Raw genomic sequence first — 18,183 nt, forward strand, 5'->3', positions numbered from 1 at the left:
GCCCTTCAAAGAACTTCACCATTGCTGATAGTGGCCAGTTTCTTTACGCCCAAATCAACACCAACTGCTTCTTGGTTTTCGCAAACACCTGGTGTGATTTTCATTTTCAGCGAGATAGAAACGAACCACTTATCAGCAATGCGTGAGATTGTAGCTGATAAAATTTTACCGGAAATATTTAAGCATTCCCGCATTCTCACCCAACCTAATTTTGAAATGTAAATTTTCTTTTTCTCAACCTTGAATTTATCATTGGCAATATAAAAACTATCATTTACGCTTTTCTTTTTAAATTGAGGATATTTTGAACTGTTTTTGAAAAACTGGTTAAATGCCGTTTGTAAATTACTGAACGGCTGACTGTTGGCATCTCTTAGCACTTCAAAAACCCAAGGATATAGTTCTTTTTTAATAGCGTTGAACTGTTTTTTCAGCTCCAATCCGGCTGGCTTCAATCCGTCTTCGTATTGCCGTTTCCATTCAGCCAGTCCCCAATTCCACGTAAACCTTGATATGCCGCACGCTTTTGCAAAATAGCCTTTCTGCGCGTCATTGGGTTTAGGTTCGATTTTATGGGCCAATTGAATGTTCACTATTCAATTTCCTGGATTATTTTTTTTATGTTTTTTTTATACTTGCGTAAGCCGTATAACCTGCAACTAAAAGTATGAATAATTGCCATTAAATCTTCGACCATTTCCTGATGAGGGGACAAAGATTCTTGATTTACCACCTTTATTTTGCATCTATTTTCATTTGCCATATGTTCAAAAAAATCAAATCCAAATCTGGGGTGTCTAAATCCCCATAATTAGCTTGCTCAGGATTTGGCCCCCCCTTCAGAATATAAGTTATGTATGTCAATTTGCTCCATTTATAAACAAAGCATTAACATGTTGATAATACCCATTATTTATATTTGAATGTGGTCAAACAAATGCTTATTAAGCTGCGGCACGGTTATTATATTCAGCATTATTGGGCGCATAAGGTTGTTTTGTAAACTTATTTACGGGCCCACCTAATTGTTCAAAATTTGCTGTAATATCAGTTACATCTTTTGATTTTTCATCATTTTTTGGCACCGGTAGAAGAGTTAAACCACAGTCAAACTCAGTTGACAAACTATCTGTAAGGCTTCCGGGGGTTGGTAAAATTTTTCGGCGCTGCCGAGTTAAAGACAACAACTTATTTTCAACTTCCTGTTGTTCCTTTACTGTAACGCCCATTGCCATCCGAACGGATTCTCTATTCACAGATCCGCAAAAAGCCGGTAAACGAAGTGCAATTCGGTTTGCATCTTTTACTTCTCCTGTACCATGTGTTTTACCAAGTCCAAACAGGGATTCAATATTATCAGAACAAATAGGCATTCCAGTATTGCCCATGCCCAATGATTCAGCGACTATTAATTGTTTTTCCATCCAGGTAATAAAACCGATACGTACTTGAGAGCTTTGAGGGATATTTTTTAAAAGTTCTTTGCACTCTTTGTAGGTTTTCATATTCAAGCCTTGAGCTTTAAGAATTTCCTGGCTTTTTAAAAGAGGAGATGCATCACGAAGAAATCGCTTGATAAACTGTTTATATTCAGGAAGTTTACCAAGATAATTCCTAAGTTTTGAAACTACAGAGTCCTTTGAAACTCGCCCCCGTGGTGAGTGCTTAAGAACCATTTCAGCCCATTTCACCATTCGATGAATATTCATGAATCGAGCTTTTGTCGAAACCTTTGGGGGTGCAAAAAATGCAAGTACTGTTTGCTTAAATTTTTTTGAGGCTTGTCCGCAAGCAGAGATAAAACAGTCATACGAAGGATGTTTTGTATATTCTTTTTTTAATAGATTGGCAACAACATGAGAAATATCATCAATGGAGAAACTTGAAAATCCTCTTTCATTTAGGAGTCTGACACCTTTCATGAGGTCCATTCCTCCGTCTTTCAAATATGCAGCAGGTTTTCCGGTGATGAGAATCACCTTTTGTAAAAAATTTGCAATGGATTCTCCAGTCCATGATTTCGCCACTGAAATTGCTACACAATTGATGTTTTCAAGAGTTGGAGCACCTTCATGATTTTTAAAATGATCAGTTCTAAGCTCCAAAATAGCAAGAATTTTACCAGCTCCCAATGCTATTGAGGTATCTATCATCCAAATAGCACCATTTACAATCTTATCCATATCAAAAGAAACAGAAGAAAGCCCTTTATAGTTCCAGATTTTTGATAGTGAATATCTGGTGACCCAGTTAATGATCGTTTGAGGGCACGGTATTTTGGTTATCCCAAGGTATGCTTGTAAAATGCCAAACATTCTTGATATTGCTCTGAATCCAACGTGTCCGACCAAAAATAGGCGTAAAGAAATAAAAATCAATTCCTCCTTACTATTAACCGACAATGTGTTCTTTTTACGTTCTTGTTCTAATTCTTGTCTATTTTTCCGGAGTTCAGACTTGTATTTATTTCGTTCATTTTTAGTACGTTTCAGCTCAGCTTTCTGATACTTAATTATACGAGTACGATCAACTGCTTTGTCTTTCCAGGCAGTTCTACTTTTTTTAATTTTGAAACTTTACTCATAGCAATAACCATCTTTTTGGTTAAAATATTTGAATATATAGGGAATAATAATTTTTTTCAATCAGCAATTTTGAATTATTGACGGCATTTTGTTATGGTCTACGCAAATTTTACTGAAAATATTGAAGGTGCCTGAATGACATATGATAGATTGCAAGCAAAAATAATCCCTGGCAAACATTGTAGCTTTTGTGGAAACGATTCTGTTCCTTTAATAAAAACAAAATGTTGTGACCAATGGATTTGCTGTGACACTTCTTTTGCATCTATAAAAGGTGGAGATTATTGCCAATATCATCACGAGCACGAGGGTCTCTGCCATTTTCATTACAATAACAGCCATTCAGGGATATGGCAGGAGTGCAAAGAATGCCGGGATTTGGTTGGGGAAGATAATTTTAATGCTGCATTTCATGACCCCAACAATGTGCCAAGATATTAATCGCACTCATGATAGGGCCAAAAGTTGAGCAAAAAAAGTAGCCACAAAACTGAGTTTTTGGACACCCCAATCCAAATCGGCATAATCTGTCTTTATGAGCTACGATTAATATTTCAACCTCCCCGGTAGCTATCCGCGACATTAAAAAAAAATTTTTTCCTTTTAAAATTCATCCCGCCGCCAATTTCTTGAATTCATTCATCAACAGCGATTCCGCAGTTCAAACAAAATTGATAACCGTTCACGGTTACAAGCGGCATAATTTCCTGTTTATAAATTGAATCTCAGGCCATCAACGTAAGGCGGGACAGCTACTTTGGTGGATTCGTCGCTTACGCTCCTTAATCCACCCTACGGTTCAAAAGCAACGTAAGTTTGTAGGGTGGATTAAGCGAAGCGAATCCACCGAAACCTGCTGTATTTTTCAACCGTTAACTGTGAACGGTTACCAAAATTGTTCCATTGCTGTTATTTGAGATTTGAGGTCATCTTTTTGGTTAGAAGAGGACACACGACAATACACAATAGTTTTTCGATCAATATCTTTAATACCTAAAATTTTCCTTACATCTGATTCATCATAATATCTTTGACCTGTAAGTGTCCTCTTGGCTATCAACCTACCCTCTGTGTCCCAACGTCTTAATGTTGAGGCTGATTTTCCTATTCTTTTTGCAAATTCGTTTATTCTATATATTTTACTTATAATAGATAATTATAAATAAGAATGAATAAAATATCAATAACTATTTATCGCTCCTTTGAGCGGGGAAACCAGAATGGGGTCAGGTCTTCATTCTTGACAGATTTATGATTTTTATATATTAAATAAACTTATCCGCTAAGGATCGGAGATTAAATAAATTGGACAAAGATTATGAACCAAAAGACAAATAATATTGTTTAAGTTATTTAATTTGCGATCCTCAGCATGAAGAGGTTACCCACCAACGAAAAGATTGAAAGCTCCCCTAACTCATGGTAGATAGTTTTTATCTAAAAATCTATATAAGATAAATAATAAAATTTTAAAAGACCGGTCAATAAAAATATATCATCCATGACTGCAAAAAACCGAATAAAAAAATTCATAAAAAAATGCAAAAGGCTCGAAGGGGATCCGCACCATATCGGCCTTGGTATGGGTATAGGAATATTTGTCAGCTTCACCCCAACCTTACCTTTTCATACTCTCATTGCCGTTACTATAGCCATTTTGCTCCGGGGAAACAAAATAGCCGCGGCGATCGGGGTCTGGTTCAGCAATCCTTTCACCATCCCTTTCTTTTATCTTGGAACTTATAAAGTAGGCACAATGTTATTCAATAATTCCAAACCATTTGATACAAAATATGGATCTATCAAAGATCTGTTAGGGCTCGGGTGGGATGCAACCATAGCTATGATGGCCGGCGGTATCATTTTAGGCATCCCTTTCAGTATTGCCGCTTATTTTATTACCAGAAAAATATTCTTTACAATACAATTAAAAAAAAAATTAAAAAAAAAATTGCTGACATAAGGGCTCGTTCAAAAACAAATTCACAGTTTCTATAATTATAACATGACATCACCAGGAACACTCTTATCAGCATGGAACCTTCGGCCCCAAAAAAAAATGGGACAAAATTTTCTGTCCGATCCTTCAACAGCGGAAATGATAATTGCCCGATCAGGAATTGATTCCATGGATACCCTGCTTGAGGTAGGGGCAGGCCTGGGAGCTCTTACCGTTCCTGCCGCGCGTGCTTCAAAAAAAGTCTATGCCGTAGAAAAGGATCAGAGATTGATCGATCTGTTGAAAACAGAGCTTCTTGTATATAATGTATCCAACACCGTCTTGATTAACAGCGACATACTGCGGCTGGACCTTAGAAAGCTTGTGGAGGGCGGGACGGAAAAAATCATAGTAATAGGAAATCTTCCGTACAATATATCTTCCATGCTGCTTGTCCGGCTTATAGAAAACAGGGATATTATCAGCCGTGCAGTACTGATGTTCCAGAAGGAGATGGCAAAACGGATTTATGCCGGCCCGAATTGCAAAGATTACAGCAGACTCTCTGTTATGGTGCAGTATTGCGCTGATATAAAGAAGATTGCAACGGTAAAGGCTCCCCTTTTTTTCCCAAAACCAAAAGTCGATTCAGAAGTGATTGAACTGACTTTTAAAACTGAGCCTCAGTATAAAGCATATGATGAACAGCTCTTTTTCAGGGTCATCAAAGCGGCATTTTCCAAGAGAAGAAAAACCTTAAAAAATTCTCTATCAGGAAACATACTCAATATTGATGCGAAAAAATCGTTCAGCCTGCTTAACCAGGCAGGCATTGACCCTGTCAGGAGAGCGGAAAGTTTGACGGCACCGGAATTTGTTAAGCTCGGCAATCAGTATTGGACACAGTTGCACACAGATAAACACAGATAGGTTTATTTTTTAAAAAAAGTACTTTTGAAGTTATATAAAGGGTGCTTGAAAAGCTATAATAGTGAAAACCATGAAACAAACATTTTATCAGATATTAATAATACTATGTGCGGCGATAGTTATTTCCCTGTTGTTTAATCAGATAAGGCCTGATCCGATAAAATTCGGAGGGGTACCGCTGCTTTTAAACAATGATTTATCGCAGCATGATAACAGTGCCGTCAGGGAGATATCGATTGGCAATGCATATAAAATATTAATGCAGGATTCCTCACTGCTCATTGACGCCAGATCTGAAAGTGATTTTGAGCAAGGACATATAAAAGGTGCTGTAAACCTGTATGAAAAAAAATTTGACGAATGGATAGACGATTTTTTATCCCGCACAGACCCGGAAACTAAAATAATTACATATTGTGACGGCATCCATTGCTCCCTTGGAAGGGAACTTGCCGAAAAGCTTTTTTCTGTCGGTTATAACAACGTCTATTATATTGCAAACGGATTGATGCGCTGGAAAGAAAAATTAAAAAAAGATGAGTGATGAGTCTTTTACTCACCACTCACCATGATAATTTAGACTTCAAGCCATGAATCTGAATAAAGAGTTCTGCCAAGAATAACATCGGTTGTCTTGACAAATTCTTTTAACTCATCCGAAATAGAATCAAGAGCCGGAGGATTTCCATCCATTGTAGCATGAACTACGTCTACAATATCCTGACGCTTTCCCTTAGCAATCTCGGTCAACCTGTCTTCCAGGGGATCGGATATTACTGAATACATTCCGTTTCTTTCCAGCATGATCATGTAGGTCTGGTTAAGAATCGGGCGCAGGTGGGTCGGCGGGCCGTTCGATACATTCGACAGGCCGCAGGTGCTCTTGGCGCCCGGAGCAATATCCTGAACCATAGCCTGGAAAGCCATCAGGCTCATAAGCTGGGGCTGCTGGATATTAACCGGCGTGACTATGCCGTCTACCCATATCCGCTCATTTTCAATTCCGGCTTCATTGGCAAAATAAAGAAGCTCAACTGCCAGGGCAGCGCGCTCATTTTCATCGCGTGGAAGCCCATCCGGCCCCCACATCAGAGCGATAAAATCGGCGTTATATTCTGCAGCCAGCGGAACCATCCGCTCATAACGCTCAGGTCGGCACATGATTGAATTGATCAGAACCGGCTTGGGAGTCTCTTTATAAACCTTCAGGGCGGCTTCTATGGCATCAATATTCGATGTGTCGAGAGCCAGGGGTATATCAGGCACAACATCCTGAACAACCTCAACTACCCAAGGCATCAGTTCATGTCCGTCTTTTTTTGCAGGTCCCAGGTTAATATCGATATAATCCATCCCCTTTTCTTTCTGGAACAAGGCTTCTTCCTGTAAAGGCTTGGGATCACGCTCCTTAAATGCCCGGCCTATTTTTTTTGAAATTACATTTAAGCTTTCTCCGATTAGATACATAAATCCTCCATAGTTTTTAGATTGACGTTTTTAGATTGAAGATCAAAAATTAATAGCATGTAAATCTTCAATCTTCAATCTTTAATCTAAAACTAATTTTATCGGGATTTAAGAAATCCCGGTATATGGGCAGCTTCCCTGGGGCCTACAATAATCGTCCATCCCGGAAGTTCCTCTTCAACATCACCCGCAATAGCCGCTGCATACCCCGGAATGATAAGTTCAGTATGTTTCACCTTGTCCATGATACCCGATTTCTTTACAAAGACTCCGACATCGTCCCCCGCGAATTTACCGGCCGCCCAGGCAGTCATAACAGAAAGGCCTTCGGAATCTTTGACCAACAGCCATGAAGGAACCTTGCTCCCTTCAATCTCGCCGGATACGATGAAGTAGGTCAATGCAAAATTGGTTGTGACCAACACCGGAGAGTTTTCGTCGGGATTACCGATCTCATAAATGCCCTCTGTAACGGTCATCGGTCTCTGTGGATCTGTAAATATATTCAATCGCTCCAGCAGGAGCGGAAAAACAGACTCTCCGGTAAAATCGGAAAGTGTTACAATGCCGCCGTATTTCGCAACAAACATGCCGGCGATCATTGCTTCAGTGTCTAAATTGGATGCCATCTCGCATGGGAAGGTTATAGTTGGAAAACCGAGCGCCCTGTTTCCTGATTTCAAAGCTGCTCTTCTTATTGCTACCTGGTCCTCAAGGGCCTGTTTGATCTCCCTGGAACCGGAATCCATAACAAGATCCTTCAGCCCCATGCCGGTTAATTTTTCCGTCAAGGGGATAAGCGCTTCAACAGAATCAGCCTTTACAGCCAGCGGAAGATCATTATCTTTTGCAATTTCACCAAAAGCATCGGCGGTGGCATCTGCGGCCGCATATAATAAAGGTCTTTTAAATCCGCAGGCCTCGACTCCGGCTTGCATGACATCCGGATCTTCGGTCATAAGGATTAAATTGAACTCTGACTTTTCAGCTATTATTCTGGCTGTATTTGCAAAAGCGTCCTTGTCGCCGCCCGCATCTTTTACTGCCACCAGTTCCGGCCTGAGATTCAAGCCGACTCTTTCAAACTGAAAAGCATTCCATATTTTTAATTTTGTTTCAAGATCGGATTCGGAAATATCGGAAGCGACTGTTGCGGCCAGTAATGTTGGATTAAAAAAAGTTTTTTCGTGCCTGTACTGTACTGTCTCACCGCCGGTTTTGCAGGCCCGAACTCCCTTTCCTATATCTACCGGCCGGATCGGGGGGGCCGATGCCTCGGACAGTTGTTCTCTTGCCTCGTCCGATACATACGGGCAACTGTCCAGTTCCGCCTTGCCGGATGCCAGGTTCATGGCAAATGCAAGACAGGTTGGTACTCCGCACTCCTTGCAATTGGTCTTGGGCAGAAGTTTAAAAATCTGAATTCCGGTTAATGCCATTTTTATCTCCTTAATATTAATTGCATAAAACGGGATGCGGACTTTGGCTCCGCAATCCCGTTTTATTATTTAATTATCCGATTATGGAATCCATGGATAACGCCGGATGTCCCTTTTCTTCGAGCCATGGCAGAATCTCTTCTTCGGTGATTCCCACAGTCTCGTCTGCAATTTTATCGTATAGATCAGGAACGCCCATATCAGCACCGCGTTTCTCTATTCTCTCTTTAAGTTCTTCTTTCAACATTTTGGGCATCCAGACCATCCGGAGCAATCCGCCATCGCCCAGGATAAATTTACCCTGGGTAATATTATGTTTGGAATGACCGACAAATCCGGGCGATGATGCTCCGCCGCCCATTACGCCCGCCAAGGTGGTAAACTTCATTCCGCAGGGAGTCTCCCCGGTATAATCACGGCCCACAGTCATGACCCCGTTGCATGAAGGCAGCATTGCAGCGATACATTCGCAGCACCCGCAGGTGGTCATTGGGTCAATGCACATGGAATAGAAATTATAATGTGTTACAGCGCCGCGTGATGCTTTATATACAAAATCGTTAACGCCTTTCCACTGACCCAGCTTGGGATCGAGACATTCACCCTTTTCAATAGGCTGATTCGGGCCGGTGGGATTAATCTCAAAAGCAGCCTTGCAGTCCATCCAGTTGTATGCGCCGCAAAGTCCGGTTCTTTCAGGACTTACCGAGCAGACATGGTTGGGGGCAAATGACTGGCAGAGGGTGCAGGAATAATAAATTTCAACATCCTCGTCTTTCATGTTATCAACCCGCGAGTCCCTGGCATGGTATGCTGCACGGGCTTTTTCGGTCAACTTGTCCACATCCTCCTTTTTGGTATAAAGGGTTACCTGTACCTTATCCACGATCTTGGTAAAATCCTGATGAAACTTGGCATGCAGAACAACGCCGATATCCTTTAGGGTAAAGCCCTTTTCAACGGCGCCTTTACCTACCCGCAACCAGGCGATATCGCGCTGCCCGATATGCATGACGCCCTGGATATAGTTTACAAGATGGTGAGTTTGACGTTCCAGGATAGGCTCGAAATCTTCCTGGAACTCCCGGCCCGCTATCTGGACGAAAATACCGAGCGGAAGTGTGTCGCCCTCTTTCATATCACCGATATCCGGGCCCACTACTTCTACCTTGCCGTCTTCGATATCATTCATTTCAGCCATCTCGACAAACTCGGTACATTGTGTTTTGCCGCCGCCCATCTGGCAGTACAGATCGGCACCCCGGACTCTTTCACCCTCAAAAGCCGGGCCGAATGAACATGGAATATCAATTTCCGAGACCAGAACCTTAAGGCCCCTGACCTCAATCGATTTCTGACAGATTTCATCATGTGTAACCGGCGAAACAACATGCTCGTAAGTACAGATGCCGGTAGGCAGAATCTCGGTAATATCAGTATCCGCTATGGTCGGGAAGCCCCAGTTTACGCAACCCGCCGCGGCCACGCCCCATTCGGTTCCAACATCGCCGAGTGCATTTACAAACGCAAAGACCCGCTCTTTGTTATACATAAGAATCTTTTTATAATCACCAGGCTCAATACCGCCGAATGCCATTGCAACCCTGTTTGCAAAACCTGCCGCAAATACTGCCGAAGAAATATCAGGGCCAAAACAGGCTATCCTGGTATTCCAGCCGACCTGGACACCTTCTTCAATAAGCTGCTCAGTCACGGTTGTACCGTTATGGTTGGCAGCAAGGAACATATAGAGTCCTTTTTTCTGGTAATCTTCAACAATCATCTTGGCTGTTGCAGAATCAGGCGCTGAACCGACTATTGCTGCAAAACCGGGCGCGCTGCCGTCCACAAACTCAACCCCTCTTTTCCTGAAAATAGTATCATCGGCAGCACCGAGCCAGATTTTACCATTCTCGATATCCGGATCCTCGGCATGCAGATAAAAATCCGGGTCATTCAGATATCTTAAGGCCTCGATAATCTCATAGGATATAATTCCGGCCATGCCCGCATCCAGCAAGGGACCCAGGAAAGGAAGCCAGTTTTTCCCCTGGATATGCGGGGGAAGCAGTCCCCGGGCAATATCCAGAGGAGTCTGCATATCCTCCAGAGTTTCAACCTTGATGCCGAATAAAGAATATATCACCGGCAGGAAATAGGCTGTATTTGGAAACCCGACCTTTGTATCCGCATTATAGGTTGCGAGAGCTTTTTTATATTGGCCTTCAGCCTGGGAAACTACCTTATAACCACCTTGAATAGCGGCAAACGCTATTAATCTTGACATTTTTTTCCTCCTTCGTTGAGGATTTATGTTTTATATGGTTGAATACTTAAATTTTTTGATTATTACAATTAAAGAGCCTGACGTGATGCAAAATCCATCATAACCCTTTCCCTGGCCTTGTCTATACCGAGCTCTTTCCGTTTTTTATCGATATGAGCTATCATCTTATGGGCATGCTTGATCGGGTCAGGCTCGAAATCCCACATACCGCCGTAGATATTCTCAAAATCCTTGCAAATATAATCATTAAATACAGGCGCGCCCGAAGTCGGGAATGTAACACCCACAACAGTATAAACACCTGAAACAACAAAATAATGACCAATGCTGATGGCCTTTTCACTCATCCATTCCGGAGCGCTTCCGGCAACCGGCCATTCGCTGATATCATTACCCAGGCCACCGGCTTTTACCACTTCAGTGGCAGCCAGCAGAATACGGCTGTTGTCAACACAAGACCCAAGATGCAGTACAGGCGGAATACCAACGGTTTCACATACTTCCGCCAAACCTGCGCCCGCATGAACAGCCGCAGCCTCAGGTGTAAGCAGACCTTCCATAGCACAGGCGATTGCATTACATCCTGTTGTAAGAACCAGAACATCATTTTTAATCAGTTCTTTTACCACTTTTATGTGGTCATTATTATGCCTTGTTCTCGCATTGTTACACCCCACAACGCCGGCAACGCCACGAACGCGTCCGTTAATAATGTTATCGTTCAAGGTGTAGTAAGTGCCGCGGAAAGAACCGCCCAGATGGTATTCGGTCGATTCAACCCCAAATCCTGCTACAATCGGAGCTTTATGCTGCGGTATCATCACCTCGGCACCACGATTCTCAAAGTTGTCGATTGCCATCTTCACGATCCGCTCGGCATCTTCCAGGGCATGATGTTCATCAAACTCAATATGGATAACATTATCCTGCTCTATCTGTGCGATCCGATGGGTAGTAATAACCTTTGTATGAAAACATTTGGCCACATCGGCAATATTCTGCATGATACACTGGATATCAACCACCATGGCATCGCAGGCACCGGTTATGATGGCCAGTTCCTGTTGCAGGAAGGTGCCGCACAGGGGTATCCCGTGGCGCTGCAGCATTTCATTGGCTGTGCAGCAGATACCGGAAAGCTGGATACCCTTTGCACCTTTTGACTTGGCATAATCAATCATTTCCTGCTTCTGGGCCACAGCCACGATCACCTCTGAAAGGATTGGCTCATGACCGTGAATAATGAGATTTACATGGTCCTCTTTCATAACCCCAAGATTCGCCTCTGACTGAACCGGATAAGGAGTTCCGAAAATAATATCCTGAATATCAGTCGCCAGCATGGAACCGCCCCAGCCGTCGGCAATGGCTGCCCTGGTGCCCTGTTTCATGAGATTCTTATAATGCATGTCAACGCCTATATGGGTGCGATGCATGATTTCGACGATTTCCCTGTCTATATTTCTGGGAAGCACGCCCTGTTTCTTCCAAAGCTCATAACGTGCCTTAGGAGCTTTCTTAGGATAAAGCAGCTCACCTTCGGATTTGCCCCACTCAGCCAGCGCAACTTCCGCGGTTTCCAAAGTGATTTCATCAAGATCACGGTCAAGTTCTTCGCCATCCACTTCAACGGTTGTTGCAACGCCAAGATCCTTAGCTACAGCTAAAAGTTTATCTACATCCTTAACCTGATAAACATCCGTCTCTTTCCTGGCCACGGAAAGAAATACCTCGGCTACGCCTCGGCCATGATCCGAATGTGCGGCTGCTCCGCCGGCGATCATCCTGATAAAGTTACGTGCGGCTATTGTGTTGGCCGTAGCGCCGCAAAGACCTTTTCGTGTATCTTCACCAACAATCCCGCCTTTAGGAAGGGGTAAACGACACGGACCCATGGAGCAATTTTTACAGCAAGTGCCCTGCACGCCGATACTACAACGCTTCATTGTCAAAGCCCTGTCAAAAATTGTTTCAACTCCCAGTTCATGGGAACGGGCGATCATCTCTTGAGACGCCACATCTATTGATGACGCAACCGGATCTGCCAGCTTGGGAGCCTTTGCTTTTTTCTTTTCTTCTGCCATTAGAGGTTCCTCCTCATATTATAGGAAATTTTCTATTTAAACTTGATAAAAGTTATAACAGGTTAACCTGTTTATTTTAAAGTTTTTATCTGCGCGGCTTAATGAACTTGTTAAGACCTGATCTCTGGGTCTTGGCTGCTGTTTTGGTAACTGTTTCAGTCTTTACGCCGGCGGCTTTGGCCATTCTTTCTTCCTGCTCTTTCGCTCTTTGCTGTCTGACAGCCTCTTCTTCAGCCTCACGTTTGGCGACTTCGTCTGCTTTGGCCTTTGCTTCTGCATCGGCTTTAGCTTTGGCATCGGCTTCTGCCTTTGCTTTAGCGTCTGCTTCCGCCTTGGCTTTGGCTTCTGCATCCGCCTTGGCTTTGGCTTCTGCGTCGGCCTCTGCTTTGGACTTTGCTTCTGCTTCTGCTTCTGCTTTAGCCTTTGCTTCTGCATCGGCCTTGGCATCTACCTCAGGTTCAGCCGGTTTTTCAGCTGGAGCAGACTTCTTGGCCGGAGCCGCTTTTTCAGCCGGGGCGGCTTTCTTTTCAGGAGGAGCAGCCTTTTTCGCCGGAGCCGCTTTTTTCTTTTCCTCTTCAATCGTCAAATCCGGCTCAGGAGCCAGTGACGCCAAGTCTATATCAACATCATCAAGCCGTTTTGCAACCGGAGCAACATCGGTTGCCATTCCGCCGTTCATCGCAAGATCAATAAATGCCCTGGCCAGACGTATGGCTTCAGGATGCCTCATTATCAGTATGTCCGAACCGGCCATGAGATATGTAACAGCGCCTACGGCTTCCATCAAAATGCCCCGTTTTTCCGGATCACCCAGTGTAGGAGCATCTTCGGCCGTCTGTTTGGCTTCCTTGCATTTCCAAACTTCATTTCCGAGGTTATTTATAAGCGGATACTGAAGTTTGTCATCACCCTGCGTCATGGCGGCCATCCTGAGACGTTCCATAACAGAATAGGAATATTCCATACCATAGCCCAAACCGCCCGTGGTCGGATCTACTATCACACGATCCACCGGCATTCCCAAGTTTTCAAGAAGGATGTTTACCTGCTTGGCAAGGTTAACATCAATCGGAGATGAAGAAATTATGGTATGCCCGAAACCCATGGCGCTGGCGCCGATACCCTTGTGATTTTTATCCTCCACCGGTCCGATGGTAAGGTTTTCGCCCTGGCAATCCTCGGACACCTTCTTTAAAACCTCTTCATCCTTTTCAACATTCGCGCAACCCCATATAATCAAGGGAACGTCTATTGCTGACAGAACTTTCTTTACAACAGCCGAAGCATCTTCCGGGCCGGCATTATTCCCGTTCGGATCTATGCTCTTGAGCTGGAGAACGATCATATCCGCTCCGTAATCATCAACACATTTCTTGGCCCAGGCTGCAGGATCGGATATTACATCTTTAAAAGGAGCAACAGCGGATTCCGGCCATTCGTCCGGTTCCATGTCCCATACCTCCATTGCAATCCTGGGCTTGTTGGGCATTTCTCCTTCAAAAAGATAGAACGGGTAGCTGGTCTCTCCACCGACAGTAACCGCTTTATCACCTTTCCCGATGGAAATTTCCCTTATGCCTCCGGCATAGGATTCTTTAAAAATATCAAAGCCCAATGTTACCTCCTATATTTTACTATAAAATAGTTTTTAATATTAAATTCGATTAAAGCCCCAAACTTTCTTAAACAAAAAAAAGGGGCTTTAAAAAGTCCCTTGTCAAAGACAATATCTCTTGCCATTCCCCCTTTCACAATTTATTTTTTTTGATCTCAAAACAAGATAGAATCTTGTTGCGGTATCTATTTATCCTAAAATATTAAATCTTATGCTATATATCCTTAAAACATATATTTGTCAATAGAATGCGAATAATTTCGAGCTTAAATTTTCAAACAAGATAATAATGAACTCCGCATTCCGGACATTCCATATATTCACCATCTTTATCATGCTTTGTACAGCCTTCTCCTATGACGGGTACTTCATTTTGCTGATCATCAAGCTTTGTGCCGTTCATATCCGGACAATACACCCAGGTACCGCACTCACAATAAAAATCTTCCTTTAAAACGTCAGCACAGGCTACTGTTTTTCTTTCATCCATTTGTTATTTATCCTTTATCGATAACTATGACAAATTACCGCCGGCTTTGAACACGTGCCTCCAGCCTGGCCTTAAGTTTTGGGAACTGCTCCATATCCGTATGCGGCAGAAACAGGGCGGCCATATAATTATCCATGTAAGATACGGTTTCAGAAAGCTCAAAATTGGTCATCTTGCTGGTCACCTCAACCACGTCCTTCCTTATTCGGTTTGTAAGAGCGGCCATTTTAGCGCCCATTAGCGAACCGTTGCCTATAAATGTAATTTTTTCATGCTCAATTTCGGGTAATAATCCTATCACGATAGCCTTTTCAATATCCACATAACTTCCGAATCCTCCTGCCAGATAAATCTGTTCTATATCTGCCATGCTCATGCCGACCTCTTCTACAAGAGTCTGGCAGCCACTGTAAATCGCGCCTTTGGCGCGCATCAGGTTCTCGATATCAATTTCCGTTATAACAACATCCCGATCTATACCGGTATCATCTTTCCAGGCCAGAACATATTCGTGAACACCGTTTCTTTCACGGATACGTTGTGTGTCAAGGTCCCTGTCAAATTTGCCTAAATTATTTATCAAACCCATCTCAAAGAGGGTGGCCACCATTATTATAAGGCCGGATCCGCATATACCCCGGGGACGCACATTTCCTATGGTGATATTCATAGGTTCATAACTAACCGGGTCGATAGAAAAATCTTCTATGGCTCCCTTTGTGGCCCGCATGCCGAATTCAATTCCTCCTCCTTCAAAAGCCGGTCCTGCCGAACAGGCCGCACATGCCATCCACTCCCGGTTTCCTATTACGATCTCGGCATTTGTTCCGATATCCATAAAAAGAGTCAATTTGTCGGTCCGATACATACCGGAACCCATTACCCCTGATACAATATCACCTCCCACGTAACTTGATACCTGGGGATAAACAAGGGCCGCTACCTGTTCACCCAGATCTATTCCCAGGTCGGAAGCCCGGATCGGCGGATATATTGAAGAAGTCGGCACATACGGCGAGCGTCTTATATATTTTGGATTAACATTGAGCATCAACTGGGTCATGGTAGTATTGCCGGCCATGGTAATGGTAGAAATACAATCCTTATCAATATCCGCTCTTTTCACAACCCTGTTTATAACTTTATTGATAGACCCTATAACGACCTTTTGAAGTTTTTCCAGTCCACCCGGTTTTTCGGCATAGACAATCCTGCTGATCACATCCTCGCCATAACTTATCTGACCGTTAAATTCTCCGTACTGGGAAATGGTTTTCCCGTTAATCAAATCTATCAACTGTCCGTATATGGTTGTAGTTCCAACATCAATGGCAATTGCATAATGACACCCCGAAGTATCGCCGGAATGGATGTTGACAATATGGGTCTTCCTTCCCTCCTGAACAGGCCGCATAAGTGTTGCTGTAACTTTAAAGCCGCCTTCTCTAAAAATATCTGAAATCCTGCGAATAACCTTCATATCAACAACAAGACGGTGTTCATCATGTTGAAGCTTTAAAAAACTTACCAGCCGCGTTACATCAGGCAAGTGGTCCTGTGCATCCGGTTCGGTAAGTTCCAGGTAAATCTTTTCCACCGGGGGTATAAAAAGCCCTTCTTCCTTTAATTGATTAAAATCAATCTTCCTGATGCGGGCTGTTTTTCTGGGTGTGCTCTGAAGATTCAGAACCCTGGCATCTATAGTCGATTCTGTGGGAATCCTTATTACAAGATCGCTCCTGACTTTCGATTGACAGGCCAGCCGGTAACCATTTTCAATATCCTCCCGGCTCAGTTTTTCGGAAATCCCACCTTCAAGCTCTCCTTCTTCAAGAAGCACACGACACTTACCACAAAGACCTTCACCACCGCAGGAGGCGTTTATATGTACTCCGGCCTCCATGGCAGCCCGAATAAGTTTTCGTCCATCAGAAACGATTATCTCTTTATTGTGAGGTAAAAATTTTACTTTAAAAGAGCTCATAAAGGATCTCTCTCTATTATTGGTCTTTTAGGGTTAATCCGGGTTAGGTGTTTAGAACTGTTTTGATTAGTGGTAATCGTGAGTTCCCTGTATAACCTTAATGCCTGTCTTATTCTCCAGAATCTTGGCCATCTCATCGGCGTTTGAATAGGGACAGCCGGGTTTAGCATTTACAAGACAGGTGCTGAGATAAATTGCGTCGGCTTTTATATCGGCCATCTTCATGGCCATTGCCACAGTCGGCACAAGCGCCCGTCCGGGACATTCACATTTTACAAAAGCGCTTACATTGGAAGGCTTTTCTATCTTGCCTTCCCCCAGTGAGGCCGCCTTAAGACATCTCCATTCTCCCGGACAGCCATATCCGCTGTCCATATAGGCACCGCAACCTACAACTACTATATTGTCCATATCTTTCCTCCCTTTAATTTATAGAGTTTAATATAAAGATTTTGGGTGCGTTATCGGTCGTCGGAGTATTATAATACGCCTTCCTCCCTCTGGCCTTCCCAAAATCATTATCTTAAAATCTATAGCTTTAATGATCGCAAAGATTATCGCCGCTAATCAAGGCATTATTCAGATAGCTCTTAACCAGTATTTCAGGGTCTTCTACCGGAGCGCCCACGATTACAGTTATATCCTGCTCAGTAAAAAGGGTCTGGGCTCTCTGACCCATTCCGCCTGCTATAATAACATTTGCGCCTTGTTCGTGAAGCCACCTGGGCAGGACTCCGGGCTCGTGGGGCGGCGGCACAAGAATCTCCTTGGCTTTTATCTCTTCGCCTTCAACATCTATGAGAGCAAATTCCTGGCAATGCCCGAAATGGGCGGTTAATTTACCTCCAGCTAACGGTATAGCAAATTTCATTTTATTATTCTCCTGTTAAAAATTTAAATAGTTTTTTTTCTGACGGATTATCTGGCCGGGCCTTACATTTTTACCAATTTCCCTTTAACACGTTGAATATTTTCACTTTTACAGGACGGACATCCCTTTGTCCTGCCTGTGCCGAAAGGTTCCTCCCATCCATGATCACAGGCGCAGCATATAAACTTGCGCGTTGCTTCAATAATATTATAATGTCCGCCTTCTACCTTAATGGCCTTACCGGTAATCAACGCATCCGCGACTATTTTTCGCGCACGTTGCACAATTCTACCAAAGGTGGCCCTTGAAACACCCATTTCCCGTCCTGCATCCTCATGGGACAAACCGAGAAGATCCGCCAGCCTTATTGCTTCACGTTCATCAATGGTAAGGCTCACCTCCTCAAGATCAAAGATGGGAATACCCCTTGGTTTAAAATAGACAACATCAGGGTTAAATTTAACAATTCTATTTTTTTTTGGTCGCACCATA

The 18,183-nt window shown here is 43.2% G+C and carries 16 protein-coding genes and 2 pseudogenes; 4 read left to right on the forward strand and 14 right to left on the reverse strand.

Annotated features, from left to right (window positions below; all coding sequences use genetic code 11):
• Window positions 1-5: 5 nt before the first annotated feature.
• The 3 genes and pseudogenes from BuS5_RS12920 to BuS5_RS12930 all read right to left on the reverse strand — a co-directional run bounded on the left by BuS5_RS12920 (window position 6) and on the right by BuS5_RS12930 (window position 2,315).
• Window positions 6-593, reverse strand: coding sequence for an RNA-guided endonuclease InsQ/TnpB family protein (locus BuS5_RS12920; protein WP_274427720.1), 588 nt, complete (start codon window positions 591-593; stop codon window positions 6-8).
• Window positions 593-790, reverse strand: a pseudogene (locus tag BuS5_RS12925) (IS607 family transposase); the annotation flags it as partial. The pseudogene BuS5_RS12925 and the gene BuS5_RS12920, both read right to left, overlap by 1 nt.
• Before the next feature lie 154 nt (window positions 791-944).
• Entirely contained in the window at window positions 945-2,315 is a 1,371-nt protein-coding gene (locus tag BuS5_RS12930; RefSeq protein WP_274427705.1) for a hypothetical protein, read from the reverse strand.
• 405 nt (window positions 2,316-2,720) lie between these two features.
• On the opposite strand from BuS5_RS12930, the gene BuS5_RS12935 reads away from it, so the two are divergent.
• Entirely contained in the window at window positions 2,721-3,026 is a 306-nt protein-coding gene (locus tag BuS5_RS12935) for a hypothetical protein (RefSeq protein ID WP_274427721.1), read from the forward strand.
• Window positions 3,027-3,477: 451 nt separating this feature from the next.
• Here BuS5_RS12935 and BuS5_RS12945 read toward each other — a convergent pair.
• A pseudogene (locus BuS5_RS12945) lies at window positions 3,478-3,732 on the reverse strand (IS607 family transposase); the annotation flags it as partial.
• 354 nt (window positions 3,733-4,086) lie between these two features.
• Between BuS5_RS12945 and BuS5_RS12950 the strand changes: the two are divergent.
• The 3 genes from BuS5_RS12950 (at window position 4,087) to BuS5_RS12960 (ending at window position 5,998) form a co-directional block, all read left to right on the forward strand.
• Window positions 4,087-4,548, forward strand: coding sequence for a DUF2062 domain-containing protein (locus BuS5_RS12950; RefSeq protein ID WP_051374765.1), 462 nt, complete (start codon window positions 4,087-4,089; stop codon window positions 4,546-4,548).
• A gap of 42 nt (window positions 4,549-4,590) precedes the next feature.
• Window positions 4,591-5,454, forward strand: a complete 864-nt coding sequence (gene rsmA, locus BuS5_RS12955; RefSeq protein WP_027353898.1) for a 16S rRNA (adenine(1518)-N(6)/adenine(1519)-N(6))-dimethyltransferase RsmA — start codon at window positions 4,591-4,593, stop codon at window positions 5,452-5,454.
• 70 nt (window positions 5,455-5,524) lie between these two features.
• Window positions 5,525-5,998 carry a rhodanese-like domain-containing protein gene (locus tag BuS5_RS12960; protein WP_027353897.1) on the forward strand — a complete coding sequence of 158 codons (474 nt, stop codon included), beginning with the start codon at window positions 5,525-5,527 and terminating at the stop codon, window positions 5,996-5,998.
• Window positions 5,999-6,030: 32 nt separating this feature from the next.
• On the opposite strand, the gene BuS5_RS12965 is transcribed toward BuS5_RS12960, so the two are convergent.
• The 10 genes from BuS5_RS12965 to BuS5_RS13010 all read right to left on the reverse strand — a co-directional run bounded on the left by BuS5_RS12965 (window position 6,031) and on the right by BuS5_RS13010 (window position 18,182).
• Complete coding sequence (locus BuS5_RS12965; RefSeq protein WP_027353896.1) at window positions 6,031-6,921, reverse strand: dihydropteroate synthase; 891 nt, start codon at window positions 6,919-6,921, stop codon at window positions 6,031-6,033.
• A gap of 98 nt (window positions 6,922-7,019) precedes the next feature.
• The gene (acsC, locus tag BuS5_RS12970) at window positions 7,020-8,360 is read right to left on the reverse strand and encodes an acetyl-CoA decarbonylase/synthase complex subunit gamma (RefSeq protein ID WP_027353895.1); all 1,341 of its coding nucleotides are present in this window, start codon (window positions 8,358-8,360) and stop codon (window positions 7,020-7,022) included.
• Between the two features lie 73 nt (window positions 8,361-8,433).
• Complete coding sequence (acsB, locus tag BuS5_RS12975) at window positions 8,434-10,647, reverse strand: acetyl-CoA decarbonylase/synthase complex subunit alpha/beta (RefSeq protein ID WP_027353894.1); 2,214 nt, start codon at window positions 10,645-10,647, stop codon at window positions 8,434-8,436.
• 68 nt (window positions 10,648-10,715) lie between these two features.
• Complete coding sequence (gene cooS, locus BuS5_RS12980; RefSeq protein ID WP_027353893.1) at window positions 10,716-12,731, reverse strand: anaerobic carbon-monoxide dehydrogenase catalytic subunit; 2,016 nt, start codon at window positions 12,729-12,731, stop codon at window positions 10,716-10,718.
• An 85-nt stretch (window positions 12,732-12,816) separates the two neighbouring features.
• A complete protein-coding gene (locus BuS5_RS12985) occupies window positions 12,817-14,346 on the reverse strand; it encodes an acetyl-CoA decarbonylase/synthase complex subunit delta (RefSeq protein WP_027353892.1) in 1,530 nt (509 codons plus the stop codon).
• A 274-nt stretch (window positions 14,347-14,620) separates the two neighbouring features.
• Window positions 14,621-14,836, reverse strand: a complete 216-nt coding sequence (locus BuS5_RS12990) for a hypothetical protein (RefSeq protein WP_027353891.1) — start codon at window positions 14,834-14,836, stop codon at window positions 14,621-14,623.
• A 34-nt stretch (window positions 14,837-14,870) separates the two neighbouring features.
• Window positions 14,871-16,820, reverse strand: a complete 1,950-nt coding sequence (locus tag BuS5_RS12995; protein WP_027353890.1) for an ASKHA domain-containing protein — start codon at window positions 16,818-16,820, stop codon at window positions 14,871-14,873.
• A 66-nt stretch (window positions 16,821-16,886) separates the two neighbouring features.
• Window positions 16,887-17,231 carry a CGGC domain-containing protein gene (locus BuS5_RS13000; protein ID WP_027353889.1) on the reverse strand — a complete coding sequence of 115 codons (345 nt, stop codon included), beginning with the start codon at window positions 17,229-17,231 and terminating at the stop codon, window positions 16,887-16,889.
• 127 nt (window positions 17,232-17,358) lie between these two features.
• A complete protein-coding gene (locus BuS5_RS13005) occupies window positions 17,359-17,691 on the reverse strand; it encodes a NifB/NifX family molybdenum-iron cluster-binding protein (RefSeq protein ID WP_027353888.1) in 333 nt (110 codons plus the stop codon).
• A gap of 62 nt (window positions 17,692-17,753) precedes the next feature.
• The gene (locus BuS5_RS13010) at window positions 17,754-18,182 is read right to left on the reverse strand and encodes a DUF134 domain-containing protein (protein ID WP_035265352.1); all 429 of its coding nucleotides are present in this window, start codon (window positions 18,180-18,182) and stop codon (window positions 17,754-17,756) included.
• Window position 18,183 lies beyond the last annotated feature (1 nt).

The organism is Desulfosarcina sp. BuS5 (genome assembly GCF_028752835.1).
GTDB lineage: Bacteria > Desulfobacterota > Desulfobacteria > Desulfobacterales > BuS5 > BuS5.